The following is a 24,236-nucleotide window of genomic DNA, read 5'->3' as shown; positions in this document are numbered from 1 at the left end:
TCGTCATATGTAGAGATTTGCTGTCGCTTTTAAGATATCCGCGAAGGAATAGATGTCATCAACAGATGCAATGGGATGGCGTGTTTCATTTTTCTCGATGTCGAAGAGACCAATGTATTTTTGAGAACGGTTGAAATGCAGACGGCACAAAGGTTTTCTGTTGTTATCGTCAACCAGCACCCCGAAGTAACTTTTTGTATCCCGCTGGGTAATACGTGGTGCATCAAGTACCGCCCGAGTGATAGCTTTCACAATATGGTAGCCCTCAAGTTCTTCAAGGGTTGTCTCTATATCTTTGTCATCCTTTTGAACTTCTTCCTCGGTACTTTGCTGCTCATTTTGCGTACCTGGGATAGGGGAAGTAACTCCTGTGATGGCAGATTTAAGTCTTTCGTTAACCTGATCGTTAATGTATTGGCTGGCTGCCTTCTTCGTAAGATTGAGGAAAGACTCCCTGACTTTTTGTGTGAGTATTCCATCGTAAACCCTGGATGCGAAGAACTTCACAAAATCATCTTCAGGATTATTTAGCTGGTTGTGAAGTATCTTTTTAATTTGGCTAACATATTTGAGTTCGCCAGCAGCATTGATGATTGATTCGAGGTCAAAAGAGGATTTGGTTAGCTTATTCAGTTCTGGGATAATATTTTCATCAATATCCAGAAGGTCGACTTCTAAAAATGGTTTCTCGTCCATTTTGTTGGGTGCGTCGAGATCAGTATAAAACCGATAAATCTGACCGTTTGTTAATATAGAGATACGTGCATTTGTAACGTGGAAGTATCTAAAAAGTTGAGAGGCGTGGTTAATGTTTAACGGTTCACCAATTTTCTTGCACTCAATAAGTATCTGAACTTCATTGTTTTTCATTATGGCGTAATCAATTTTTTCGCCTTTTTTTGTTCCAACATCACAGATAAACTCGGGAGTGACCTCTGAAGGATCGAAAACATCGTAACCTAAAACATTATGGATAAAGGGCATGACAAACGCAGTTTTTGTTGCTTCCTCTGTAATAATAACGCCCGTTTGCTGCTTAATTTTATTTGATAAAGCATTGAGCCTTTCTGTGAAATCCATTTGATATCCTTATTTTTAGCTGTGTGTAATTATGGGATATCATTAAACATAGTGTTATTCAATAAGGTACGCGGTGGGTTGAGGCTAAAAAAACGAATCCGAGGGCGCGATCACAGTTGTACAGAAAGATAAAATAAAAGAACCCGGTGTAACCGGGTTCAAAATATAAAATATATGAGCGATGAGATTTACACCTCATCCACCCATATCCGCATCTCGCCCTCGCCGCGGTTGGCCCAGCTAAACCACGGAATAAACGTTAATGTCTGAGTGTGTGGCGCAGTGGGCGTGCGGTCGTATTGCCAGAGCGGTTGCGGCTCGGTCTCAACGGCGCGTTGTGAGATGCCGTCAGCCTGAATTAGCATCTTATGCGAGAACAATCCTTTCCCTTCGAACACGCGGAAGGTGCTGTCGGCGGGCAGCGACAGGTTATGTAACCCCGCGCCGTTATCCGCCTCTTCCAGACAATAGACCAGCGGGCCGCGCTGCAACGCTACTTTGCCTGCCTGCTGGCGCACCTGTGGATTGCCGTATAACCGGCGCACCGGCATCGGCAGCGTGAGGGTCACAGAATCCCCCTCCTGCCAGCGACGGGTGAGATAACAATATCCCCGACGCACGTCGCCTGTTATTGCTTCACCGTTCAGCGCTATCTGCGGGCTGGCGCACCAGTCGGGCAGACGCAGGGCGAGAGTGTGCTCAACCGCAACCGGCGAGGTGATGTCGATCTTCACCTGCTCCTGCCACGGATAGTTGCCGCTAATACGCAGTTGCAGCTCGTGGTCTCCGACCGGAATGGCCGCGCTGTTGCCGACGTAGAGGTTGATAAACAGCGCCTCGGGGTGTGCGGTATAGATGTAGTGCCCAAGCGAAGTCAGCACGCGGGCGATATTCGGCGGGCAGCAGGCGCAGCCAAACCAGCGCTGACGAATCGGTTTGACGTGATCATAGATATGGTTGAAAGCCAGCGTTTTTGGATGGACCTCCAGCGGGTTCACGTAGAAAAAGTGTTTACCGTCCAGCGCCATGCCGCCCAGCACGGTGTTATATAACGCGCGCTCCATGACGTCGGCATACTGGCTATCCGCTTCCATCTCCAGCATCCGGCGGGCAAACATCATCAGACCAATCGAGGCGCAACTTTCGGCATAGACCGTATCATTGGGCAAATCGTAGTCGCTGCTGAAGGCCTCGCCGCTGCTCTGCGAGCCAATTCCGCCCGTAATATAGAGCTGCCGTTGCACCATATTATTCCAAAGACGCAGGCAGTCCTGACGTTTGCTTTCGTCATCGCTCAGCCGCGCAAGGTGCGCAACGCCAGTCATCAGATAGACAAAACGCACGGCGTGCCCGATGGCGGTTTGCTGCTCCGCGAGAGGCTGATGCGCCTGACTATAGGCTTTATCTTTGACCATCCACGCCGGGCCGTAGTTGTGCCAGTGCGATGTTCTGCCGCGCTTTTCGTATTCGATATCGTAAAAATGCGGCTGCGCGCCGCGCTCTTCGACGAAATATTTCACCAGCGCCAGATAGCGTGGCTCCTGGGTGACGTCATACAGGCGCATTAACGCCAGCTCGATTTCCGGATGGCCGGGATAGCCGTGCAGCTGGTTTTCTCCGGGGCCAAACACGCGGTCGATATGATCCGCCAGTTTGCAGACCACGTCTAACAGCGCGCGTTTTCCGGTGCCCTGGAAGTACGCCACGCCCGCCTCGATCATATGCCCTGCGCAGTACAGTTCGTGACACTCTGCAAGATTAGTCCAGCGTTCGCCAGGTGCTTTCACGGTGAAATAGGTATTCAGATAGCCATCGTCGCATTGGGCAGCGGCCACCAGTTCAATGACCTCGTCGGCGGTTTTCTCAAGTTCAGGATCGGGTTTCTGGCACAGGGACCACGCCACGGCTTCGAGCCATTTGGCGACATCGCTGTCCTGGAAAACCATGCCGTAAAATTCCCCTTCTTCCAGCCCGGCAGCGATCCGGAAATTGGTGATGGCGTGACTCGGCTCCGCTTCGGCGATGCGGTCGTTCAGCGCATCCCACTGATAGGGAATGACCACGTCCCGTACCAGCTGTTGATACTGGCCGAGAAACGGATCGTTAATTTTGAGCTTATGCAGGTCGGGTTCCATGATGGACATGTTGTTCTCCTCAGGACTGAACGTGACGCTGGCGCAGGTCGGTAGAGATGCGCGACATCATCGGATTAGTGAGTTTGCACCAGCGTATTGAAACGGCCAGCAGCAGGTGGAAAAGGGCGGGCAGCAGCGTTTCCATGGTTGTAATGCCAGAAAGCGAAGCCGGGGTCTGGTTGCCCGCACCGGGCTGATAGGCGACGAAGATAAACACCAGGCTGATGATCCCGGCACTTGAGGCCCACGCCAGCTTGATGAAAAAGAGGTTAAAGGCGAAGTTCATCCCTGACGAGCGCACGCCGGTTTTCCATTCGCCGTAGTCGTCGGCGAAAGCCATCAGCGAGAAGTGCAACGGCAGCGTAAAGCCGAGGATCACGCCGTTGCCCAAAATCACTGCCAGCCACAGGGTTTGATACGCCGGGCCAGTTGGCAGGAACCACATGGCGAATGCCAGTGCGGCCAGCACCAGGTTGGTGGTGTAGTACAGTTTCACCGTATCAATACGACGGGTGAGCGGGCTGACGATCACTGCGCCGAGAATGGCGGCAAAGGTCACCATGGTGAAGAACAGCGACGTATAGGCAGTGCTGCCCTCCAGCACGTAGGTGATGAAGTACATGTATCCGCCGCCGCGAATGTTAAAGACGTTAATCAGCAGGAAAGACATCACCAGCATCAATAGCAGCTGATCGTTGTTACGCAGCCCGGCCAGATGTTCGCGCAGGGTAAAGCGCCCCATCAGGGCCAGCGGGACGCGCTCGCGTACCCAGAAGAAACAGCACAGGAACATCACCACCGCGATGGCGCACAGCACGCCGACACCCAGCTGATAGCCCTGCGCAACGTTACCCTGGCCCAGCGCCGCGACCAGCCACGGCAGGCCCACGGAGACCAAAAAGCCTGCCACGCCGCACAGCACAAAGCGCCATGACTGGCAGGAGATCACCTCGCTGTGGCGGGTGGTCATGGTGTTGATCAGTGCGCAGTAGGGCACGTTGATGGCGGTATAGCCGACGGAAAGCAGCAGATAGGTGCCGAACGCCCAGGCGATTTTCACCCCCATACTGGCTTCCGGCACGGTGAACGTCAGGACGCCGATAATCCCGATCGGGAAGGCGATCCACAGCTGCCACGGGCGAAAGCGTCCCCAGCGGCTCTGGGTACGGTCGGCAATCACCCCCATGATGGGGTCAGAAACGGCATCAAATACGCGCAGGGCAATAAACAACGTACCGACCAGCGCCGGCGTCAGGCCAAAGACATCGGTATAGAAAAAGGTAAGGAAGTTCATGATCAGGCAGGTAATTACCGTCCCGCCAGCATCACCCAGGCCGTAGCCAATCTTCTCGCGCACTGACAGGCGCTCGTCGGCGGCCTGTTGTACGACATCGGTTTGCGTAATCGGAGTGGAAGTCATTCGATAACTCCTCGTGAAGGGGATTTTATTATGTTCTGCAAGGTACCCAATTCATTCTGCACTGAAAGTCAGCGCCAACAAGGGAAGGGAAAAGTATAAAAAGATGACGATTCCGACCTGATGATGAAAATGTGATTTCGATCGGGCGCAAATACAATTATTCATTAATAATCAATGTGAAAGGTGATTATCAATAGAATTTAAAGCGGGAAATTGAATACCGATGCTCGAATTATCCATAGCGCTTCCGATTCACGTTCAAAACGGCGGGTTATTTATTTCCCGGGGCGTTGGCCGTCATCCCGCCCGTAAATTAACCTCGTGGGAAATCATCTTTGTCGAAAAAGGGACGTTAACGATTCAGGAGGAAAATACGGTTTTCGAGGTAAAAGCGGGTGAGAGTTTGGTTTTATGGCCCAACCGTCGCCACGTGGGAACCGAAGATTTCCCGGCCGATTTGCGGTTTTACTGGCTGCATTTTGACGTTGCGGCTGAGCCGCACAGGCCAGACGCTTTTACGCAGCTCGCCATCGAACAACATTGCCGTGTTCGTGAGGCTTCTTATGTGGTGTCTCTTTTCCGTCAGTTCCTGACGGAGCAGGAGAAATTACAGCGAAGCGTGGCGCTGGAATTAATGCTGCTGCTGATTTTGCAGCAAATTTCGTTTTCGGTGGGAAACGAGGAAATTCAGGACGAAGCAGGCACGTCGATCGCGTGGAGAGCCAAACAAATTATCCGCACGCAATTTCATCTGCCCCTTTCGACCTCGCAGCTGGCAAAAGAGCTGCACTGTAATGCGGATTATCTGGGGCGCGTGTTTCGTCGCACCTTTCATTTAACGTTGACCGAGGCGATCCATCGCCAGCGCGTCCGCTCAGCGGAGAAACTGCTGCTTGATGACGCGTCCTCACTCACGGAGGTGGCCAATCGCTGCGGCTTTAATGATGTCGGGTATTTTCGCCAGATCTTTCGCAAACACACCGGGCTAACACCCGCCGTCTGGAAACGGCGGTATTGTAAGGAGCATATTAATTCCGGCTGATCACTGGCCGTAATAGGCATTCGCCCCGTGCTTGCGCAGATAGTGTTTATCCAGCAGCTCTTGTTGCATGACCGGCAGCTGCGGCGTCAGCTGGCGCGAGAAAAGGCCCATATAAGCGCACTCCTCCAGCACCACGGCGTTGTGAACCGCATCGGCGGCATCTTTACCCCAGGCAAACGGACCATGAGAGTGGACCAGCACGGCGGGGATCTGCATCGGGCTTAGATCGCGCTCTTCAAAGGTTTTGATGATCACCTCCCCGGTCTGATACTCATATTCGCCCGCAATTTCTGCGGGCGTCATCAGCCGCGTGCAGGGAATATCGCCATAGAAATAGTCCGCATGGGTGGTGCCCCAGGCGGGGAGATCCAGCCCGGCCTGGGACCAGATAGTCGCGTGAGGCGAGTGGGTGTGGACGATGCCGCCAATCTCCGGGTAGCGGCGATAGAGCGCAAGATGCGTCGGCGTGTCGGACGATGGCTTTTTGCTGCCTTCCACCACTTTGCCGGTGGCGATCTCCACCACCACCATGTCGTCTGCGGTCATGACGTCATATTCGACGCCAGAGGGTTTGATGACCATCAGACCGCTTTCGCGATCGACTGCACTGACGTTGCCCCAGGTAAATGTCACCAGCTGGTGGGCGGGCAGCGCCAGGTTAGCGGCCAGGACCTCCGCTTTGAGTTGCTCTAGCATGTCATGCCTCCTTCCTGCATGCGGGCTTCGATCCAGCGCCGCGCTTCGATAATTTCCAGGACCGGCTCTTTCGCTTTTTCGGTCCACATTTCAATTAAAAACGCCCCGCGATAGTTGAGCTGATTCAGGGTGTTGAACACGCCGACAAAATCGACGCAGCCCTCGCCAAACGGCACATCGCGAAACTGTCCCGGGCTTTGTTCGGTAACGGGCTGCGTGTCTTTCAGGTGGATGGCGGCGATTCGGTCGATGCCGAGGGTCAGCTCGGCGGTGACATCGTTGCCCCAGGCACTCAGGTTGCCCACATCCGGATAGACGCTAAACCACGGCGAGGCGAGCATCTCATCCCACTTTTTCCACTTGCTGATGGAGTTCATGAACGCGGTATCCATGATCTCCACTGCAAGCATCACCTGCGCGGCGGCGGCTTGTTCCACCGCCCACGCCAGCCCTTCGGCAAAACGCTGCTGCGTGCCCGCGTCGTGCTCTTCGTAATAGACGTCGTAACCCGCCAGCTGGATGGTGCGGATCCCCAGATCCCGCGCTAGTTTGATCGCTTTAGTCATGATCTCGCGGGCGCGTTGGCGCACGGTTTCATCGCGGCTGCCAAACGGAAAGCGGCGGTGCGCCGACAGGCACATGGACGGGATGGCGACGCCGGTTTCCAGCATGGCTTCGACCAGCGAGGCGCGCTGCGTGGTGCTCCACTCCAGCCGTGAGAGGCGCTCGTCGGTTTCATCCACCGACATTTCGACGAAATCAAAGCCGCAGCTTTTGGCTAACACCAGACGCTCCGGCCAGGAGAGATCCTTCGACAGCGCTTTCTCATAAATCCCTAAAGGATGCTGACGCATGGTTATTCTCCCCAGATTTCGCGGATTTGCGTGTGGAACGCCTGTGCCACCTGTGGTGGGTTAGCGGCCCCTGCCAGTGCCCGTCCGGCGATAAAGGCTTTGACGTTAATCTCCCGGAACAGCGTTAAATCCGCCGGGGTGATGCCGCCGGTGATAGAAAGCTGCAGGCCGATATCCGACAGGGCTTTCATCCTCGCGAGATCCTCTTCTCCCCACTGCTGGCCGCTGGCCTGGGCGTCGCGCCCACGGTGATAAATCGCCTGTTTAACTCCAACGCGGTGCCACGCGCGGGCGTCGTCCAGCGTCCAGTTGCCAAACAGCTCCATCTGGATTTCACATCCGCGTGCGGCAGCCACCGCGTGGCCTTTTTCAACGGTTGCCAGCGGTGCAGCGCAGATGATGGTCATCCAGTTTGCGCCCGCATCAAAGGCCTGCTGCGCCAGCGTTTCACCGGCGTCAGCCACTTTCCAGTCGGCGACGATGATTTTGTCCGGGCACTGCTGGCGCAATGCGCGGACGGCTGAAAGGCCTTCCGTCAGGCACAAAATGGTGCCCGCTTCGACGATATCGACATGGTCGTGCAGCAGCGAGACATCGCGCTGGGCGGCCTGAAGGCTGGTGTGGTCGAGCGCCAGCTGCAGTAATGGTCGGCTCATAGGTCGTGCTCCTTAATTCGGGCGTGATAACCCTGCAATGCTGAAATCAATTGCTGATAGCGGTGATATTTATGCTGATAGGCGGCGTGAGCCTGCATATCCGGCTCAACGACGCGGATGGCGTGTTTGAGATTTTGCTGCGCGGTAAAGAAGTCGGGATAAACCCCGGTGCCGACGAGGGCGGCCAGCGCCGCGCCGGAGCAGCCGGTCTCCTCGACCTGAGGCAGTTCAATCGCCAGGCCGCTGACGTCTGCCAGCATCTGCATCCAGACATCGGAATGGGTCGGGCCGCCGGTGACGCGCAGGGCAGACACATCGGTAAAGCGCTCCAGCATGCGGTTGAGGTGGGTCATGTGACAGAACACCACCCCTTCATACACCGCCTGCAGCAGGTGGGCGCGGGTATGGATCGCCTGCATGCCGTAGAAGCCGCTGGTCATCTCAAGCCCGGCGTTGCTGCCGTAGAGAAACGGCAGGAAAAACACGTCGCTTGCCGCTTTCGGCAGGCTGGCGACGGCCTGGTTGATCTCATCAAAAGAGAGTTCGCCCCACTGTGCCGTGAGCCACTCGAGATTGCCGGAGGAGGTCGGGCTGGCTTCGTGAACGATGTACTGCTGCGGATGAACGTAGCGGCCATAGACGTAAGGGAAAGGTTCGTTATCGCGAATACCATTCGCAATACCGCTGGTGACAGCCCAGGTGCCCATCACCGCATTGAGCGTGTGCTCGTCGTGCAGCCCGGCGCAGATCGCGGTGGAAACCACATCAAACAGGCCCCCCACGACGGGCGTACCCGCCGCAAGACCGGTCAGGGAGGCTGCCTGAGAGGTGATTTCACCGCAAATTTCTGCTGAGCCGACGATAGGCGGCAAGGCGCCGTCGATTTCAGCGATCCCAAGCCAGCGGGTGAGCTGCGGGTCGTAGGCACCCGTGTTCATGTTGTAGAGATTGGATTCGGAAATGTTGCTCTCTTCGCAGCCCTTTTTGCCCGTCAGGCACCAGCGCAGATAATCATGCGCCATCATTACGCAGCCGATTTGCTGGTAGCGCTTCGGCTCGTGCTCTTTAACCCAGCGCAGCAACGAGGCCGGGTGCCCGGTCCACAGGGTTTGCCGCGTGTGCGGGTAGAGCTTTTCGGGGATCTCGTCCTGCTGCCAGCGTTGCACGATCGCAAGCGCCCGCCGGTCGGAGGAGAGAATGGCGTTGCCCAGGGGGCGATCCTGTTTATCCAGCAGAAACAGCCCCTTACCCTGCGCGGAGATGCCTACGCCTTTGATTTGATCGCCACGAACACCCGTGCGTTTGAGCAGTGCGGCGACGGTTTCGTGGCAGCGCTGCCAGAGCAGGGACATATCGCGCTCCGCATAGCCCGGACGTGGGCTAAGGGTGGCGACCGCGCACCGTTCGATGCACTGTTCTTTACCCTGGCTGTTGTACAGACCGGCTTTCAGATAAGTACCGCCACAATCGATACCCAGCCAGAAGGGCTCTTTTTCACTCATCTTTGCGATTCTCTGTCGTTGCCGGGTGAGCGCAGCCCACCCGGCGTTTTCAGGCCACACGTTTGTGCGGATTCACCGTTGGATTGGGCTGTGCGCCGGCATCGCATTTCGCCGGCAGCAGCAGCGCTAACAGCGAGGCCAGTGCCAGGGAGATCGCCAGGCAGTAAACTCCCGCATCTTTGCTGTAAAGGGTGATCAGCACGCCTACCGCGTAAGGGCCGCAGAAGCCGCCAAGATTGCCAAGCGCGTTGATCACACCGCGCGCACCACCGGCCATTTCTGCGCTGAACAGACGTGCCGGAATGGTCCAGAAGACGCCCGCTGCCGACTGCAGGAAGAAACCGCAACCCACCAGCGCGGCGTAGGCCAGCCAGATGTTTTCTTTCAGCGCCACGGAGAGGAACATGCACAGAGCAAAACCGATCAGCGGCAGGGAGACGAACAGCTTGCGCTTGCCGGTGCGGTCAGAGAGGGAAGAGAACAGGAACATCCCGGCAATCGCGCCGACATACGGCAGAATGGCGAGCATCCCCACCTGGCCCATCGTCGAATGGGTTAGCTCCTTCAGAATGGTTGGCAGCCAGAGGGTGTAGCCGTAAATACCGGTCTGGTAGAAGAAGTTAAGGGCGATCAGCTGCCACATGGTTTTGTCCGACAGCACCGCACTGAGCGAGGCATTTTTCACCTCTTTGCCTGCGATAGCGCGCTGCTCGGCGGCCAGCGTTTCAACCAGATAGTTTTTCTCGGCGGCGGAAATCCACTTCGCCTCCTGCGGGCGGTCATAGATGGTCAGCGTCCAGAGAACCAGCACCACCAGGGACAGCAGACCTTCAATGATGAACAGCCAGCGCCAGTCGAGAGCCGTAATGATCCAGCCGGAGAGCGGGGCGGTAATGATCCCGGCAATGGGTACGAACATAATCACGATTGCGTTGGCGCGACCGCGCTCGGCGTCCGGGAACCAGTTGCTGATCATGGTCAGTACCACCGGCAGCATTCCGCCTTCGGCGACACCGAGTAAAAAGCGCAGTGCCAGCAGCTGATACTGATTGGTGACGATGCCCGTCAACACGGAGATCACCGCCCAGGCCACCAGCGACCAGCCGATGAATTTTTTACCGCTGCCGTGCACCGCGATTTTGCCGCCGGGAACTTGCAGGAACAGATACCCGATAAAGAATATTCCGCCTGCCAGCCCCGCCATGGTGGCGGTGATCCCTAATTCCTCATCCATACCGCCTGGCATGGCGAAGGCAATATTGACACGGTCCATATAAGAGATAATACAGGCGATAAGAATAGGGGGAATTATTCTTAACCAGCGTTGGCGCGGAATATCCGCATGTAGAGCACGAGAAGAAATAGTCATAATTAATGTCTCATTAAGGTAATCGGCTCGGGAATACAGGTTTTTATTTTTATTGTGCTGCTTTTTTCATAACGCTAATACCGTCGCGCAAAATGGCAATGCGATGGCTGACGTCAGCATTAGCATTTATTTCCAGTAATTTGATACCGGAGAATTTCAATGTTGCGGCGCTCGCCGCAGTAAATAGCTCAGTGACTTTTTCAGGCGTCATTAAACTGTCAGGGCAGAACGACGAAAATGGCGCGTGAAGATCCTGCCAGTCGCCGTAATCGCCCGTCGCCGTGGTGCCAGAAAACATCACTGCGCCGAGCTTTCCTGCCTTCTGCGCGGCCTGAACATGCGCGACAGGCAGTCCAGTGTCGCGCCCTTCGATGGCTGAGCGCGCCCAGTTAATACAAACGCTGATATCCGTGTCGTCCAGCACCTCAAGAACGTTTTCAAGAGGGAGAAACCCTTTTCGTGGCGCGCGGCCTGTCATAGCATCGCAGTGTTCCAGCACCAGATCGCATGGCCAGTCCCAGGCGGCGATCTCTTTCATCGAACGAGAGAACGCCTCGGTGGCTTGCGCAACGCAAGCGTTGCCAGACTGCGGTGCGGCCTGCATTTCCAGGGCGATCACTTTCCCGGGGAAGCGGGCGTTAACGGCGACAATTTTCTCAAGCAGATGACGATAAAATGTCACGCTTTCACGACGCTGATCTTCATCGGCGGAGGCTAGGCCAAACCCGCCGTTGGCGCCGCGCCGACGCATGGTTTCCATCACCGCCGTGACCACAATTTGCCAGTCCCCTGGGGTGTGGCGAAACAGCCACTCATCCCCCAGCGGGTGGAGGTTGTCCAGGCACGGTTGTTCAAGACCGCGAATATCGGGCGTATCAGCTAACTGACGCCAGAAATCGCGCTCTTCCTGTTCCCCTTTCTGGTGAAACGAGGGTGCGCAGGGGTACGCACCAATAATAAAACCGGTGTGAGTCATTTGGCTTTCCTGTCTAATTCAGAAAAATTACATTAATTCGCTGACAGCCACTTTGACGACAATTTTACGAATGGCCGACTCCTTGTGTTTATGACATTGCGGGCGATGAACATCCTGCGGGAAAAATATGGCGTAACTGCCCGGAATCATTTCAATCAGTGATTCATTTTCCATCTGGTGATAAAAAATAATATCGCGCTGTTCCAGTAATGATTCGCTTATTTCGTTATTACCGGTGTCGATCGCAAAACCTATTTTCTCTTCGCCCCATGCCAGAAATTGAATATCCAGATAGCGGCGATGGACTTCCGGGCGGTTTTCGTGATGCGGCCGGGTGGTGAGATCGAGAACCTGCGCGAAGATAGCGCGCCCGTCGATCTCCACCACGCCAGGTTCTAGCGTGGTGAAATCCGTGGTGCGTAGAAACGCGAGCGCCCGTTCTATTGCCTGCGGCAGACGGCAAGGATTGGGCTGTGAAATATGTCCGAATATCATACGTCACTCCTTACAGCGACTGGATCTTCGCCCATACGCTGTCATCAATGGTGATGCCATTGCGACGGTTCTCTTCCAGCAGACGGGTGAATTCATGCCCCGGCAGGCGCACGGCGACGTCGTCGTCAGAGCGTTCAGCGGTGGTGATGAAATCCATAATGCGCTGCAGTTTGGCATCACGAGTTTTGCCGTCGATCAGCTTGTCCACTTCGATGGCGATAAAGATCTGCGACACACCGTATTCATCGCTATTGTCCTGCGTCACTTCCGCCACGGAGGACCCGTTGGACAGCAGGGTGGCGATCATGTCCAGCACGATAGACAGACCGGAACCTTTCCAGTAGCCCATCGGTAAAATGCGGCGGTTTTTCTCAATCACACCCGGCTCTTTGGTCAGATGGCCTTCGTCGTCAAACCCGCCGTCTACCGGCAGCTCGCGCCCTGCCAGACGGTTCACTTCGAGCATGCCGTAGGAGAACATCGACATCGACATATCCACCATGGTGATGGGATTTGATGGAATGGCGACGATCAGCGGGTTGGTGCCGATGCGACACTCCTTCGCGCCCCACGGCGGCATGACGGCGATAGAGTTGGTCCAGCAAATTCCGATATAGCCCTTTTCAGCGGCCTGCCAGCCGTAGCTGCCGCCGCGCATCCAGTGGTTGGCATTGCGCAGCGCCACCAGACCAATTCCGTGATCCGAGGCCAGCTCGGTTGCGCGATCCATCATTTTTTTGGCCGTCAGATTGCCGATGGAGCGCTGGGCGTCCCACTGCTCAATGGCTCCCAGCGTGGTGATGCGCTTCGGCTGCGCGTCAGGAATGATGTCCCCGGCGTCCAGCTGCTGAATGAAACGCGGAAAACGGTTAACGCCATGTGAATAGACGCCTGATTCGGTGGTGCGCGCAAACATCTCTGCGCAGGCATCGGCGGTTTCTGCCTTGACGCCACGGTTGAGCAGCACCTGATTGAATGCTGCTTTCAACTCGTCAAAGGTCACTTTCATCCCTGTTCTCCTGTTCGTATGAGGGGCGTGTGTGAGTGCTTTTTTATCTCTAAATTTCACATTGCGAAATCTGATTTCAAATATAGCGATCAATTTTTGTCAGATCAACGACATTCATGTTTTTCAAAATGTAGTAAAATCAACGAATTGTGTTTTTAATGCTGAGATCGTGAACTGAACCACACTTTGCGCTACCATCAGGACGCGATTAACGGAGAACGACGTAATGAGCATGAAAGAGAGCGAGATGACGCAAGAAAAAGAGAGGCCAGCAGGCAGCCAGAGCTTGTTTCGCGGCCTGATGCTGATTGAAATTCTCAGTAACTATCCGAACGGGTGTCCGCTTGCGCATTTATCTGAACTTGCCGGCCTGAATAAAAGCACCGTGCATCGGTTACTGCAGGGTTTGCAGTCGTGCGGCTACGTTACCCCCGCGCCTGCGGCGGGCAGCTATCGTCTGACCACGAAATTTATCGCCGTGGGGCAAAAAGCGCTGTCGTCGCTCAATATCATTCACGTGGCGGCGCCCCATCTGGAAAATCTGAATATTGTGACGGGCGAAACGGTGAACTTCTCCAGCCGGGAAGATGACCATGCGATTCTGATCTACAAGCTGGAACCGACGACGGGGATGCTGCGCACGCGCGCTTATATCGGCCAGCACATGCCGCTCTACTGTTCTGCAATGGGGAAAATCTACATGGCGTTCGGCCATCAGGATTACGTGGCGAGCTACTGGCAGAGCCATCAGGAGCAGATTCAGCCCCTGACCCGTAATACCATCACCGAGCTGAGTGCGATGTACGACGAGCTGGAGGAGATCCGCTCTCGCAGCATGGCGATGGATAAAGAAGAGAACGAGCTGGGCGTGTCCTGCATTGCGGTCCCGGTGTTCGATATTCACGGGCGGGTGCCGTATGCCATCTCGATTTCCCTTTCGACCTCACGCATGAAGCAGGTGGGGGAAAAGAATCTGCTTAAACCGCTGCGCGAAACCGCTGAAGCGATTTCACAAGAGCTTGGGTTCACCGTGCGCGGATAAGTGCTAAAAAAAAGGCCAGATGGAGAATCTGGCTTTTTTTTGTTGTTCTGCGGGTACGCCGTTAGTGGCCGCCTTCACTCCAGGCCAGCTCGATCTCTTCAGCCAGGATTTTCACCCCGGCTTCGATTTTCTCTGGGTCTGGCACGTAGTTCATTCGCATACACTGATGCGTATGCGGCCACGGCTTATCAAGCCCCGGGAAGAAGTAATCCCCCGGCACCATCAACACGCCGCGCTTTTTCAGGCGCTGATACAGCAGCTCGGTGGTGATCGGCAGATCCTTAAACCACAGCCAGAGGAAAATCGCCCCTTCAGGTTTATGAATCAGGCAGCGATCTTCAGGCAAATAGCGGCGAATTGTCGCGATGGTTTCCTGAACGCGCTGGTAGTAAAACGGCTTTATCACGTCATTCGACAGGCGCAGCAGATCGTTGCGCTTAATCATTTCGCACATCATGGCCGGGCCCATTCCACCTGGCGCCAGGCTGATGATGCCGTTCATATTGGTGATGGCGCTGATGATTTTTTCATTGGCGATGATGATGCCGCAGCGGCTGCCCGGCAGGCCGAGTTTCGAGAGGCTCATGCACAGGACGATGTTCGGATTCCACAGCGGACGGGCTTCGCTAAAGATAATGCCGGGGAACGGCACACCGTAGGCGTTATCGATAACCAGCGGAATACCGTGCTGATTGGCCAGCACGTCTAACTTCATCAGCTCTTCGTCAGTGATGACGTTGCCCGTCGGGTTGGTCGGGCGTGAGACGCAAATCATGCCCGTCTCTTCGCCGATGTGCAGGTGTTCAAAATCGACGTGATACTTGAACTGGCCTTCGGGCAGTAGCTCAATATTAGGACGAGCGGAGACGAATAGATCCTCTTCCAGCCCGGAGTCGGCATAGCCGATGTACTCCGGCGTCAGCGGGAACAGCACTTTTTTGGTGCTGCCATCGGCGCGACGTCCTGCAAAAAGGTTAAACAAGTAGAAAAATGCGCTCTGGCTGCCGTTTGTCAGTGCAATATTCTGTGGTTCGATATCCCAACCCAGTTCGTCGCGCAGCATATCTGCCAGCAGCGTCAGCAGTTCGGTTTTGCCTTGCGGGCCATCGTAATTGCACAGCGCATCAGTGGCTTTGCCGTTTTGCAGCATCTCCGCCAGCAGGTTGTGGAAGTAGTCGTTCATGGCCGGGATTTGGGCCGGATTTCCCCCGCCGAGCATGATGGCGCCCGGTGTGCGCAGCCCGTCGTTGAGATCCTCCATCAGGCGGGTAATGCCTGAATGGCGGGTGAATTTATCGCCGAAAAGTGAAAACGTCATAACAGGTGATCTGGCATTCTTATAATGAAAGTGGGTAACCATAACGCTAGCATCGTGCGGGTGCAAATCGAGGGAAGAGGGGCGGATCGTTGTTTTGTTTTGCTGATTTGTATTTGTGTGGTGAATTATTCTGATTAAAGAACGTCCCCTCCGCTTGAAGGGGACGCCGCAGGCGTTAGTGATTTCCGGCCCAGACCACCATCACTTTATCGTCCTGGTGCTGGCGCACAAAACCGTAGCCTTGCGCGAGGGAGAGGGTGGTTTGCGTACCCTCGCCAATAGCCGGATGGCGCGCCCGGAACTGCCCGAGAATTTGCCAGTGTTTGACGCCCGAAGCCTGGCTACCGGTGACGTCCTGCCAGTTCATGTCTGAGCGTGTGCCTTGCAGCGGATCGGAACCGGTTGGGCCAAATGGCCGCGCTGATTCGTCACCGTAATAGATCTGCACCGACCCCGGAGAGAGCAGCAGCAGTTCTGCCGCGCGTTGGCCACCTTCGCGGAACAGGCGCGTGTCGTGAGACGAGAGATAGCTCAGGACATTGAAGCTCTGTAATTTTTCCGCCATCTGCTGCCAGGTGAGATCGATATCTGCCAGACAATCGACGGCTTTGGCGGCCTGCTCCTGATAGTCAAAATTGATCATCGCATCGAAACCATGGCGGTAATAGTCGCTTTGCATCACGCCATGCCCCCAGGATTCACCCGTCATCCAGAAAGGGGCATCATCCAGCTTTTTGTCCGGATTAGCGTGCTTCCACGCTTTCAGCGCCTGGGTGGATTTATCCTTCAGCTCTTGCCAGGCGGGCAGTTCAACGTGTTTAGCCGTATCCACCCGGAAACCGTCAATGCCGTAGTCGCGCACCCACTGGCTGAGCCAGTGGGTAAGATAATTGCGCGGGGTATAACCGGAGATTGCTTCGGCGTGGCTGTCCGGCTTATGGCGGTAGAAATTCGGTAAACCGGAAGGGGTGGTCGATTCGGTTTTGAGATCGGGTAAAAAGGCCAGCGACATGGTCAGATCGTCAAAGCCAGGATTGTCATAATCGCCAATATCGGTGCGGATCCAGTGTTTGCCCCACCACTTTTCCCACCCGGCTTTGTCGCTGAAATTGATGTAGTCGTTAAAGCTGTGCCAGCTTTGCCCGGCCGCGGGCTTCCAGTCGGTCCAGCGTTCGCCCAGCGTTTTTTTCAATTCATCGCCCTGCAGGTACAACGCGCCAAACTGATACTCCTGCATATCCGCAAGCGTGGCGTAGCCGACGTGGTTCATTACGACGTCAAACAGAATGCGGATACCGCGCTTGTGCGCCTCGTCGACCAGGTGGCGGAGATCGTTTTCGCTGCCCATGTTGGCGTCGAGTTTTGTCCAGTCCTGCGTGTAGTAGCCGTGATAGGCATAGTGCGGGAAATCGCCTTTGGTGCCGCCGCCAACCCAGCCGTGAATCTGCTCCAGCGGCGAGCTAATCCACAGGGCGTTGACGCCAAGCTGCTGGAGATAATCGAGCTTAGTGGTGAGTCCTTTAAGATCGCCGCCGTGGAAGGTGCCAATTTCCTGCATGCCATCTTTGTGGCGGCCATAGCTGTTGTCATTAGACGGATCGCCATTCACGAAGCGGTCAGTCAGCACAAAGTAGACGGTGGCGTTTTGCCAGCTGAATGGCGCGGCTTTGTCGGTTTCTGCCCGTTCAAGCAGGAGCAGACCGTTACTGTTCGCGGCGGGTTGCAGGGTGATTTTCCCTTGCTGTACGGTGGCCGTCTGCTGACTGTAGAAATCCCGTACCACGGAGCCTTCCGGGAAAGTGTCTTTCACCTCGATGGTGAGCGGTTTACCGTCCCATTTCGGGCACTGGCGAGTGACCTCTGCGACGGGTTTATCTGCGTCACTTTGCACCGTCAACATCAGCGTTGGCGTGCCTGAGCGCGTATCAATGCGCATCTGATAATCGCCCTCACGGAACAGACGCCACTGAGGTGGCGTTCCCTCGCAGGGCTTAAGCGACATCATCTCATTGAGTTTAATGGGATTTGTGGGCTGCCAGCACGCATTGTCAAAATTGAGGGTCAGAGGACGAGTACCCTTCGCGAGCTTTGCATGGCTTGTGAACACCCCAGCGCCTTCGGCGTTAAAGGTAGAAAAGCCGGGAGATGACCAGTCTGCATTCGCTATCGCGGGCAGTAGCAAAAGAGCTAAAGCGGAGCGTTTCATTCCATTTTCCTGTCGCGGCAATTTTAACCAGTGTGCCATCAGGTTTATCGTGCTGACTCCTCCCCCTGAGCTTTATGGTGGGATGAGTCGAAAGGGTGAGTGATCTCGCGCAAAATTAGGCGTTTATCTGCGATATCGCACACAAATTTGTAGAAATGATGGTTAAGTGAGCAAGTTTCAGGTGACATAGTTTCGGAATTAGACTATTTCTTTGGATGCTCTTGAAGACTATTTTTGATATGATTTGAGATTCCGCTCTCAATTTTGTGAAAAAAATAAGGTGTTGGAATGCATATATCCGACCAGGAGACCTAATGATATCGACTCCCATACGACGATTTGGGGCTACGATACTCATGTTGCTCACCGTGACATTTTCAGGTGAGGTGCTTGCGAAGACGCACACGGATACAACGAGTAAAAAAGCCCACGTCATAAAGACGACCAGCAGTAGCAGTAAGATTAAGGTTAGCAGTAAACAAGAGTATTCTCGCAATAGTGTAAAGAGCAGTTCACTTCCTGATTTGCGAAAATACCCTTCCGGGACACCAAGGAAAAAAGCGTTTCTCCGGACGGTAATGCCTTATATTACAAGCCAAAATTCTGCAATTACTGCAGACCGTAACTGGCTGGTTTCAAAACAGTACGAAAGCCGTTGGTCACCCAGCGAACGCGCACGTCTGAAAGACATCGCGAAGCGCTATAAGGTGAGCTGGAACGGTAATACCCGCCGCGTGCCGTGGAACTCACTGCTTGAGCGCGTGGATATTATTCCAGGCAGCATGGTCGCGACCATGGCAGCCGCAGAGAGTGGTTGGGGCACGTCAAAACTGGCGCGTAACAACAACAATCTCTTCGGCATGAAGTGCGCCAAAGGCCGCTGTAATAACGCGCCAGGCAAAGTGAAAGGCTATTCGCAGTTCGAATCGGTTAAGGACTCTGTGAATGCCTACGTGGTAAACTTGAACACGCATCCGGCCTACTCTTCGTTCCGTAAGTCACGCGCTCAGCTGCGTAAAGCGGACCAGGAAGTGACGGCGAGTACCATGATTCACAAGCTGAAAGGGTATTCAACGCAGGGACAGAGCTACAACAACTATCTGTTTGCGATGTACCAGGATAACCAGCGCTTGATTGCCGCTCATATGTAAGTTATCTCAAAAAAACGCCTTCCATCGGAAGGCGTTTTTCTTTGCTGAATCAGCGCTACAGCAGCGTTATACCAACACTTCGCTATACCGCTCCCGATACTCTTTCGGCGTGGTGTCGTACTCTTTCTTAAATACTGAATAGAAATACTGCAATGACGGATAGCCGCACATCTGCGAAATTTCGTTGATCGACAGCGAAGTTGAGATCAGCAGGCTGCGGGCTTTCTCCAGTTTTTCGGCGTGAATCACCGCGTGGATCGTCTCCCCGACCTCTTCTTTAAAGCGCTTCTCCAGATTTGAGCGAGAAATACCGACCGCGTCCAGCACCTGATCCACTTTGATGCCTTTACAGGCATGGTTACGGATGTAGTGCATGGCCTGAATGACCGCCGGATCGTTTAACGAGCGGTAGTCCGTGGAGCGGCGCTCCACCACGCGAACCGGCGGCACCAGCAGGCGCTGAAGAGGCAAGGATGCGTTATCCAGAAGACGATGAAGTAATTTCGCGGCCTGATAGCCCATCTGTCGCGTCCCTTGCGCCACCGACGACAGGGCCACGCGCGACAGATAGCGCGTCAGCTCTTCGTTATCGATGCCAATGACGCACAGTTTCTCAGGAACCGGAATGTGCAGATGATCGCAGACCTGCAGCACGTGGCGCGCGCGGGCATCCGTGACGGCAATAATGCCCGTTTGCGGCGGCAGGGTTTGCAGCCAGTCGGCCAGTCGATTTTGCGCGTGCTGCCAGTTCTCTGGTGCGGTCTCCAGCCCCTGATAGACCACGCCCCGGTATTTCTCCTGCGCGACGATCTGGCAAAACGCATATTCGCGCTCCATCGCCCAGCCTTTGCCACTGGAGGAGGGCAGGCCGTAAAAGGCAAAGCGGTGTACGCCTTTTTCTTTTAAATGCAAAAAGGCGCTCTCGACCAGCGCGTGATTGTCCGTTGCGATGTAGTGGACCGGAGGGTACTTTTCGGGCGAGTGATATGAGCCGCCGACGCCCACAATCGGGACGTCAACGTCGGTCAGCAACTGCTCGATCACGGGATCGTCGTAATCGGCGATCACGCCATCGCCCAGCCAGTCCTTGATGTTTTCAATGCGGGTGCGGAAATCTTCTTCAATAAAAATATCCCACTCCGATTGCGACGCCTGCAAATATTCACCCACGCCTTCAACTACCTGACGGTCATAGGCTTTGTTAGCGTTGAATAACAACGTAATGCGGTGACGCTTCTCAAACATGGTTTATCTTTCCCAAATCAGTGACTCATGCCCGTCGCTTGGTCGCGGAGTCCATCCAGACCGCCAGCAACAAAATGGCGCCTTTAACGATATACTGCCAGAAGGTCGGAACGTCCATCATACTCATTCCGTTATCCAGCGACGCCATAATAAATGCCCCCATCACCGCGCCCGCAACGCTCCCGATGCCTCCTGCGAGGCTGGTTCCACCAATGACGCACGCGGCGATAGCATCCAGCTCGGCAATGTTACCGGCAGAGGGAGAACCGGCGCCGAGGCGCGAGCTTAAAATCAGCCCAGCGATGGCCACCATCAGACCGTTAATCGCAAACACGGCGAGTTTGGTGCGCTCCACATTGATCCCTGAAAGGCGTGCGGCCTCTATATTGCCGCCGATGGCGTAAATGCGTCGGCCAAAAGCGGTGCGAGTCGCCATAAACATACCGGCCAGCAACAGCAGGGTCAGAATCAGCACGGGCGTCGGCACGCCACGATAATCATTCAGGAGCCAGATTGCGCCCAGCACAATGACGGCGGTCAGCGCCTGCCGCCCGACGACCGACGTTGAAGGCGTCGAGGCGAGCCCCAGCGCCTGACGGCGCATTCTGGCGCGCCACTGCCAGGCGATGAATGCCATCAGGCCGATAGCGCCAAAGGTAAAACCAACGCCATCGGAGAGATAACTCTGGCCAATTTGCGACATCGACGCGCTGGTGGGTGAAACCGTGGTGCCATTGGTGATGCCGATCAGGATGCCACGAAATGCGAGCATCCCCGCCAGGGTGACGATAAATGAAGGCACCTTACGATACGCCACCCACCAGCCATTCCAGGTGCCGAGCAGCAGGCCGAGCACCAGCGTGACGGCCACCGTCAACGGCAGCGGCCAACCGAGCCAGACGTCAAAGATTGCGGCGACACCGCCCAGTAACCCCATCATCGAACCGACCGACAGATCGATTTCGGCAGAGATAATGACGAATACCATTCCGACTGCCAGAATGCCGGTAATCGCCGTCTGGCGCAGCAGGTTGGAGATGTTGCGCGCGCTTAAATACGAACCGTCGGTCATCCAGGTGAAGAACAGCATGATGGCGATAATGGCCGCGATCATCACAAAAACCTGTAGGTTCAACGCTTTAAATCCCGAGAACAAACCTGGTGCAGACAAAGGGACTTTGATATCAGACGGGTTGCTTTTCGACATGACGTTCGCTCCTCAGGGCGGCTTCCATCACCTGTTCCTGGGTCAGGTTTTGGTTGATCAAATTGGCTTTCAGTTTGCCCTCGTGCATGACCAGAACGCGATCGCTCAGGCCGAGCACTTCGGGCAGTTCGGACGAGATAACAATGACCGCGATGCCCTGTTGCACCAGCAGGTTAATGAGTTTGTAGATTTCATATTTTGCGCCGATGTCGATTCCACGCGTCGGCTCATCCAGAATCAGGATGCGTGGATTCAAAAGCAGGCAGCGCGCCAGAATCGCTTTCTGCTGGTTACCCCCGCTCAGCCGCCCAATGGCCAGCTCAGGTGATGAGGTTTTGACTTTCAGGCGCGCTAAAGACTGGAGAATGCACTGCTGTTCCGCCGCATCGTCCAGGCTGCTTAGCGCACCCGAAAACTGGTTGAGGGCCGCGAGGGTGATGTTTTTCCCCACTGCCATGACCGGCACAATGCCGTCTTTTTTACGATCTTCCGGGACCATCGCGATGCCCTGGGCGATGGCCTGCTGACAGCTGTTGATATGTACGAGCTGGCCGTCGAGATAAACGCTGCCTTCCCAGTGGCCCGGCCAGACGCCAAACAGGCACTGGACCGCTTCGGTTCGCCCTGCACCGACTAACCCGGCAATGCCGAGGATCTCCCCGCGCCGCAGCGAGAAGGAGACATTGTTGACGCGTTTGATATGGCGGTTAACCGGATGCCAGGCGGTCAGGTTTTCGACTCTTAATATTTCGTCCCCGGTGGTGTGCGGTTCGTTTGGGTAGAGCGCGGTGAGTTCGCGGCCCACCATCATGGTAATGATGTCGTCTTCACTCATCCCGGCAGCTTCTCGTGTGCCGATGTGTTGTCCATCGCGGATAACGCAGATGGTGTCCGAGATGGCTTTCACTTCATTGAGTTTGTGAGAAATATAAATGCAGGCGATGCCGTGATGCTGCAGGTCGCGGATGATATCCAGCAGGACCGCAGTTTCTTGCTCAGTCAGAGATGCGGTAGGTTCATCGAGGATCAGCAAGCGCACCTGTTTGTTCAGGGCTTTGGCAATTTCGACCAGCTGCTGCTGCCCTAACCCCAGATCGCCGACGCGGGTATTGGGCGAAATTTGAAGGCTGACCTGAGCCAGCAGCTTTTCACAGCGCAGGGTCATGGTGTCATAGTCCAGCACGCCGAAGCGTGAGATCTCGGCACCGAGGAAAATATTCTCCAGCACCGTGAGATGCTTCACCAGCGCCAGCTCCTGGTGAATGATGGCGATCCCTTTACGCTCCGTGTCGCGAATGTGCGTGGCTTGCAGCGTTTCACCGGCAAAGACGATTTCACCGTCATAGCTACCGTGCGGGTATATGCCGCACAGCACTTTCATCAGCGTGGATTTGCCAGATCCGTTTTCACCGCACAGCGAGACAATCTCGCCAGGGTTCAGGCGCAGGCTCACGTTGTCGACGGCTTTCACCGCGCCAAAGGCTTTGGTAATGCTTTTCATTTCAAGTAAATACGGCATAACTGCTCCACATGACCCGAGTCAAATCGTACAAGTCGACATGCCCCCGCAAAGCAGGGGCGATGCGGGATTACAGTTCGCTTTTCTTGTGGAAACCGTCTTTCACGACGGTGGAATCAATGTTCTCTTTGTTGACTTCGATTGGCGTCAGCAGACGGGCAGGAACATCTTTGAGGCCGTTATTCAGTTTGGAATCGGCCTTAGGCTGCTGATCGTTGCCCAGCTCAACGGCGATTTCTGCAGCGGTAGTGGCCAGTTCGGTGATGGGTTTGTAGACCGTCATCGTCTGGGTGCCGGCAATAATACGTTTTACGCCCGCGAGATCCGCATCCTGACCGGAAATCGCGACTTTACCGGCCAGACCTTGCGCACTCAGCGCCTGAATTGCACCGCCCGCAGTGGCATCGTTGGAAGCGACCACAGCGTCAATTTTGTTATTGTTCGCGGTTAACGCGTTTTCCATAATTTTCAGCGCATTTTCCGGCAGCCAGCCGTCGGCCCATTGATCGCCCACCACTTTAATTTTACCGTCGTCGATATACGGCTTAAGGATCTTCATTTGCCCTTCACGGAATAATTTGGCGTTGTTATCAACAGGGGAGCCGCCCATCAGGAAATAATTCCCCTGCGGCACTTTATCGACCAGACTTTGCGCCTGAATTTCACCGACTTTTTCGTTGTCGAAGGAAATATAAAAATCAATGTCAGCGTTATTAATCATTCGGTCATAGGCTAAGACTTTAATTCCTTCTTGTTTGGCCTCTTTTACCACATTACTTAACACCTGGCCGTTGTAAGGAATTATCACCAGCACATCTACGCCGCGGTTAATCATATTTTCGATTTGCGACATTTGCGTTTCTTCATTGCCATTCGCAGATTGAACAAACACTTTTGCACCGAGAGATTCCGCTTTATTCACAAAAATATCGCGGTCTTTTTGCCAGCGTTCCAGGCGCAGGTCGTCAATGGCCATTCCGATTTTGACTTCTTTTGCATGCCCCGCAAAGCTGGTTAGCAGTAGCGAAGCACAGAGAGTAAGGCACAGGTTTCTTATCGTCATAATTATTTTACCTTTTTCTGTAGGGTGGTAAGGCTGAGACAAAAGAATCATTCACTACCAGATACGCAGCAAATTCTTAACGGGGAAAGGCAAACTGGCAATTACAGATTTTTATCTTCTCATTACGATATTTGGTTTATTTGCAAATTTATGACCGCGATCTGATTTTAAAATGCGCAACTTATTAATTACACATGATTCTGGAATAAGCGCCGAAAAATCGTTTGCTTGCGTATTATTTTTGCGAGCCA

Annotated in this window: 20 protein-coding genes; 3 read left to right on the top strand and 17 right to left on the bottom strand. The window is 54.6% G+C overall.

Annotated features, from left to right (window positions below; genetic code table 11):
• Positions 1-3 precede the first annotated feature (3 nt).
• The 3 genes from OVA10_RS05290 to OVA10_RS05280 form a co-directional block, all read right to left on the bottom strand.
• On the bottom strand, positions 4-1,080 hold the full coding sequence (locus OVA10_RS05290) for a type I restriction endonuclease (RefSeq protein WP_123429687.1): 1,077 nt from the start codon (positions 1,078-1,080) through the stop codon (positions 4-6).
• 188 nt (positions 1,081-1,268) lie between these two features.
• Positions 1,269-3,224, bottom strand: a complete 1,956-nt coding sequence (locus tag OVA10_RS05285) for a glycoside hydrolase family 127 protein (protein ID WP_268195547.1) — start codon at positions 3,222-3,224, stop codon at positions 1,269-1,271.
• A gap of 10 nt (positions 3,225-3,234) precedes the next feature.
• A complete protein-coding gene (locus tag OVA10_RS05280; protein ID WP_268195546.1) occupies positions 3,235-4,635 on the bottom strand; it encodes an MFS transporter in 1,401 nt (466 codons plus the stop codon).
• A 223-nt stretch (positions 4,636-4,858) separates the two neighbouring features.
• Here OVA10_RS05280 and OVA10_RS05275 point away from each other — a divergent pair, with 223 nt between their 5' ends.
• Entirely contained in the window at positions 4,859-5,677 is an 819-nt protein-coding gene (locus OVA10_RS05275; RefSeq protein ID WP_181827128.1) for an AraC family transcriptional regulator, read from the top strand.
• On the opposite strand, the gene araD is transcribed toward OVA10_RS05275, so the two are convergent.
• The 8 genes from araD to yiaK are packed head-to-tail and all read right to left on the bottom strand — an operon-like array spanning position 5,678 to position 13,234.
• Positions 5,678-6,373: an L-ribulose-5-phosphate 4-epimerase gene (gene araD / locus OVA10_RS05270; RefSeq protein ID WP_268195545.1), complete on the bottom strand. Its 696-nt coding sequence runs from the start codon at positions 6,371-6,373 to the stop codon at positions 5,678-5,680.
• A complete protein-coding gene (locus OVA10_RS05265; protein WP_100778156.1) occupies positions 6,367-7,227 on the bottom strand; it encodes an L-ribulose-5-phosphate 3-epimerase in 861 nt (286 codons plus the stop codon). Before OVA10_RS05265 ends, araD begins: the two co-directional genes overlap by 7 nt.
• Positions 7,228-7,229: 2 nt before the next feature.
• On the bottom strand, positions 7,230-7,883 hold the full coding sequence (gene ulaD, locus OVA10_RS05260; protein ID WP_268195544.1) for a 3-keto-L-gulonate-6-phosphate decarboxylase UlaD: 654 nt from the start codon (positions 7,881-7,883) through the stop codon (positions 7,230-7,232).
• Positions 7,880-9,385, bottom strand: a complete 1,506-nt coding sequence (locus tag OVA10_RS05255; protein WP_268195543.1) for an FGGY-family carbohydrate kinase — start codon at positions 9,383-9,385, stop codon at positions 7,880-7,882. Before OVA10_RS05255 ends, ulaD begins: the two co-directional genes overlap by 4 nt.
• A 49-nt stretch (positions 9,386-9,434) precedes the next feature.
• Positions 9,435-10,754: an MFS transporter gene (locus OVA10_RS05250; RefSeq protein ID WP_268195542.1), complete on the bottom strand. Its 1,320-nt coding sequence runs from the start codon at positions 10,752-10,754 to the stop codon at positions 9,435-9,437.
• 49 nt (positions 10,755-10,803) lie between these two features.
• Positions 10,804-11,730: a DUF4862 family protein gene (locus OVA10_RS05245; protein ID WP_268195541.1), complete on the bottom strand. Its 927-nt coding sequence runs from the start codon at positions 11,728-11,730 to the stop codon at positions 10,804-10,806.
• A gap of 27 nt (positions 11,731-11,757) precedes the next feature.
• The gene (locus OVA10_RS05240; protein ID WP_102105034.1) at positions 11,758-12,225 is read right to left on the bottom strand and encodes a YhcH/YjgK/YiaL family protein; all 468 of its coding nucleotides are present in this window, start codon (positions 12,223-12,225) and stop codon (positions 11,758-11,760) included.
• A gap of 10 nt (positions 12,226-12,235) precedes the next feature.
• Positions 12,236-13,234, bottom strand: a complete 999-nt coding sequence (gene yiaK / locus OVA10_RS05235) for a 3-dehydro-L-gulonate 2-dehydrogenase (protein ID WP_107702506.1) — start codon at positions 13,232-13,234, stop codon at positions 12,236-12,238.
• A gap of 226 nt (positions 13,235-13,460) precedes the next feature.
• On the opposite strand from yiaK, the gene yiaJ reads away from it, so the two are divergent.
• Positions 13,461-14,276, top strand: coding sequence for an IclR family transcriptional regulator YiaJ (gene yiaJ, locus OVA10_RS05230; protein WP_100778149.1), 816 nt, complete (start codon positions 13,461-13,463; stop codon positions 14,274-14,276).
• A 61-nt stretch (positions 14,277-14,337) separates the two neighbouring features.
• Here the strand turns inward: yiaJ and avtA are convergent, their stop codons facing one another.
• Positions 14,338-15,594, bottom strand: coding sequence for a valine--pyruvate transaminase (gene avtA / locus OVA10_RS05225; protein ID WP_100778148.1), 1,257 nt, complete (start codon positions 15,592-15,594; stop codon positions 14,338-14,340).
• Positions 15,595-15,769: 175 nt separating this feature from the next.
• A complete protein-coding gene (locus tag OVA10_RS05220) occupies positions 15,770-17,800 on the bottom strand; it encodes an alpha-amylase (RefSeq protein WP_268195540.1) in 2,031 nt (676 codons plus the stop codon).
• Positions 17,801-18,114: 314 nt separating this feature from the next.
• On the opposite strand from OVA10_RS05220, the gene OVA10_RS05215 reads away from it, so the two are divergent.
• Positions 18,115-18,951 (top strand): protein bax, encoded by an 837-nt coding sequence (locus OVA10_RS05215; RefSeq protein WP_102105031.1) that lies wholly within the window; start codon positions 18,115-18,117, stop codon positions 18,949-18,951.
• Positions 18,952-19,017: 66 nt separating this feature from the next.
• On the opposite strand, the gene xylR is transcribed toward OVA10_RS05215, so the two are convergent.
• The 4 genes from xylR to xylF all read right to left on the bottom strand — a co-directional run bounded on the left by xylR (position 19,018) and on the right by xylF (position 23,985).
• Positions 19,018-20,196, bottom strand: a complete 1,179-nt coding sequence (gene xylR, locus OVA10_RS05210) for a D-xylose utilization transcriptional activator XylR (protein WP_123429676.1) — start codon at positions 20,194-20,196, stop codon at positions 19,018-19,020.
• Positions 20,197-20,221: 25 nt separating this feature from the next.
• A complete protein-coding gene (gene xylH / locus OVA10_RS05205; RefSeq protein WP_248859449.1) occupies positions 20,222-21,403 on the bottom strand; it encodes a xylose ABC transporter permease XylH in 1,182 nt (393 codons plus the stop codon).
• A complete protein-coding gene (locus OVA10_RS05200) occupies positions 21,381-22,922 on the bottom strand; it encodes a xylose ABC transporter ATP-binding protein (protein WP_181827137.1) in 1,542 nt (513 codons plus the stop codon). Before OVA10_RS05200 ends, xylH begins: the two co-directional genes overlap by 23 nt.
• A gap of 70 nt (positions 22,923-22,992) precedes the next feature.
• Positions 22,993-23,985: a D-xylose ABC transporter substrate-binding protein gene (gene xylF / locus OVA10_RS05195; RefSeq protein WP_268195539.1), complete on the bottom strand. Its 993-nt coding sequence runs from the start codon at positions 23,983-23,985 to the stop codon at positions 22,993-22,995.
• Between the last annotated feature and the right edge of the window lie 251 nt (positions 23,986-24,236).

This window comes from Lelliottia sp. SL45 (assembly GCF_026672535.1).
Lineage (GTDB): Bacteria > Pseudomonadota > Gammaproteobacteria > Enterobacterales > Enterobacteriaceae > Enterobacter > Enterobacter nimipressuralis.
The sequence above is the reverse complement of the archived record's forward strand: the minus strand, read 5'-3'. Positions and strand labels throughout refer to the sequence as shown.

Coding starts and splice junctions, on each gene's coding strand:
- OVA10_RS05285 (WP_268195547.1), bottom strand. CDS start 3,224: ATGTCCATCATGGAACCCGACCTGCATAAGCTCAAAATTAACGATCCG.
- OVA10_RS05220 (WP_268195540.1), bottom strand. CDS start 17,800: ATGAAACGCTCCGCTTTAGCTCTTTTGCTACTGCCCGCGATAGCGAAT.
- araD (WP_268195545.1), bottom strand. CDS start 6,373: ATGCTAGAGCAACTCAAAGCGGAGGTCCTGGCCGCTAACCTGGCGCTG.
- yiaK (WP_107702506.1), bottom strand. CDS start 13,234: ATGAAAGTGACCTTTGACGAGTTGAAAGCAGCATTCAATCAGGTGCTG.
- OVA10_RS05240 (WP_102105034.1), bottom strand. CDS start 12,225: ATGATATTCGGACATATTTCACAGCCCAATCCTTGCCGTCTGCCGCAG.
- xylF (WP_268195539.1), bottom strand. CDS start 23,985: ATGACGATAAGAAACCTGTGCCTTACTCTCTGTGCTTCGCTACTGCTA.
- OVA10_RS05255 (WP_268195543.1), bottom strand. CDS start 9,385: ATGAGTGAAAAAGAGCCCTTCTGGCTGGGTATCGATTGTGGCGGTACT.
- OVA10_RS05245 (WP_268195541.1), bottom strand. CDS start 11,730: ATGACTCACACCGGTTTTATTATTGGTGCGTACCCCTGCGCACCCTCG.
- yiaJ (WP_100778149.1), top strand. CDS start 13,461: ATGAGCATGAAAGAGAGCGAGATGACGCAAGAAAAAGAGAGGCCAGCA.
- OVA10_RS05280 (WP_268195546.1), bottom strand. CDS start 4,635: ATGACTTCCACTCCGATTACGCAAACCGATGTCGTACAACAGGCCGCC.
- OVA10_RS05215 (WP_102105031.1), top strand. CDS start 18,115: ATGATATCGACTCCCATACGACGATTTGGGGCTACGATACTCATGTTG.
- xylH (WP_248859449.1), bottom strand. CDS start 21,403: ATGTCGAAAAGCAACCCGTCTGATATCAAAGTCCCTTTGTCTGCACCA.
- OVA10_RS05265 (WP_100778156.1), bottom strand. CDS start 7,227: ATGCGTCAGCATCCTTTAGGGATTTATGAGAAAGCGCTGTCGAAGGAT.
- avtA (WP_100778148.1), bottom strand. CDS start 15,594: ATGACGTTTTCACTTTTCGGCGATAAATTCACCCGCCATTCAGGCATT.
- ulaD (WP_268195544.1), bottom strand. CDS start 7,883: ATGAGCCGACCATTACTGCAGCTGGCGCTCGACCACACCAGCCTTCAG.
- OVA10_RS05290 (WP_123429687.1), bottom strand. CDS start 1,080: ATGGATTTCACAGAAAGGCTCAATGCTTTATCAAATAAAATTAAGCAG.
- OVA10_RS05200 (WP_181827137.1), bottom strand. CDS start 22,922: ATGCCGTATTTACTTGAAATGAAAAGCATTACCAAAGCCTTTGGCGCG.
- xylR (WP_123429676.1), bottom strand. CDS start 20,196: ATGTTTGAGAAGCGTCACCGCATTACGTTGTTATTCAACGCTAACAAA.
- OVA10_RS05250 (WP_268195542.1), bottom strand. CDS start 10,754: ATGACTATTTCTTCTCGTGCTCTACATGCGGATATTCCGCGCCAACGC.
- OVA10_RS05275 (WP_181827128.1), top strand. CDS start 4,859: ATGCTCGAATTATCCATAGCGCTTCCGATTCACGTTCAAAACGGCGGG.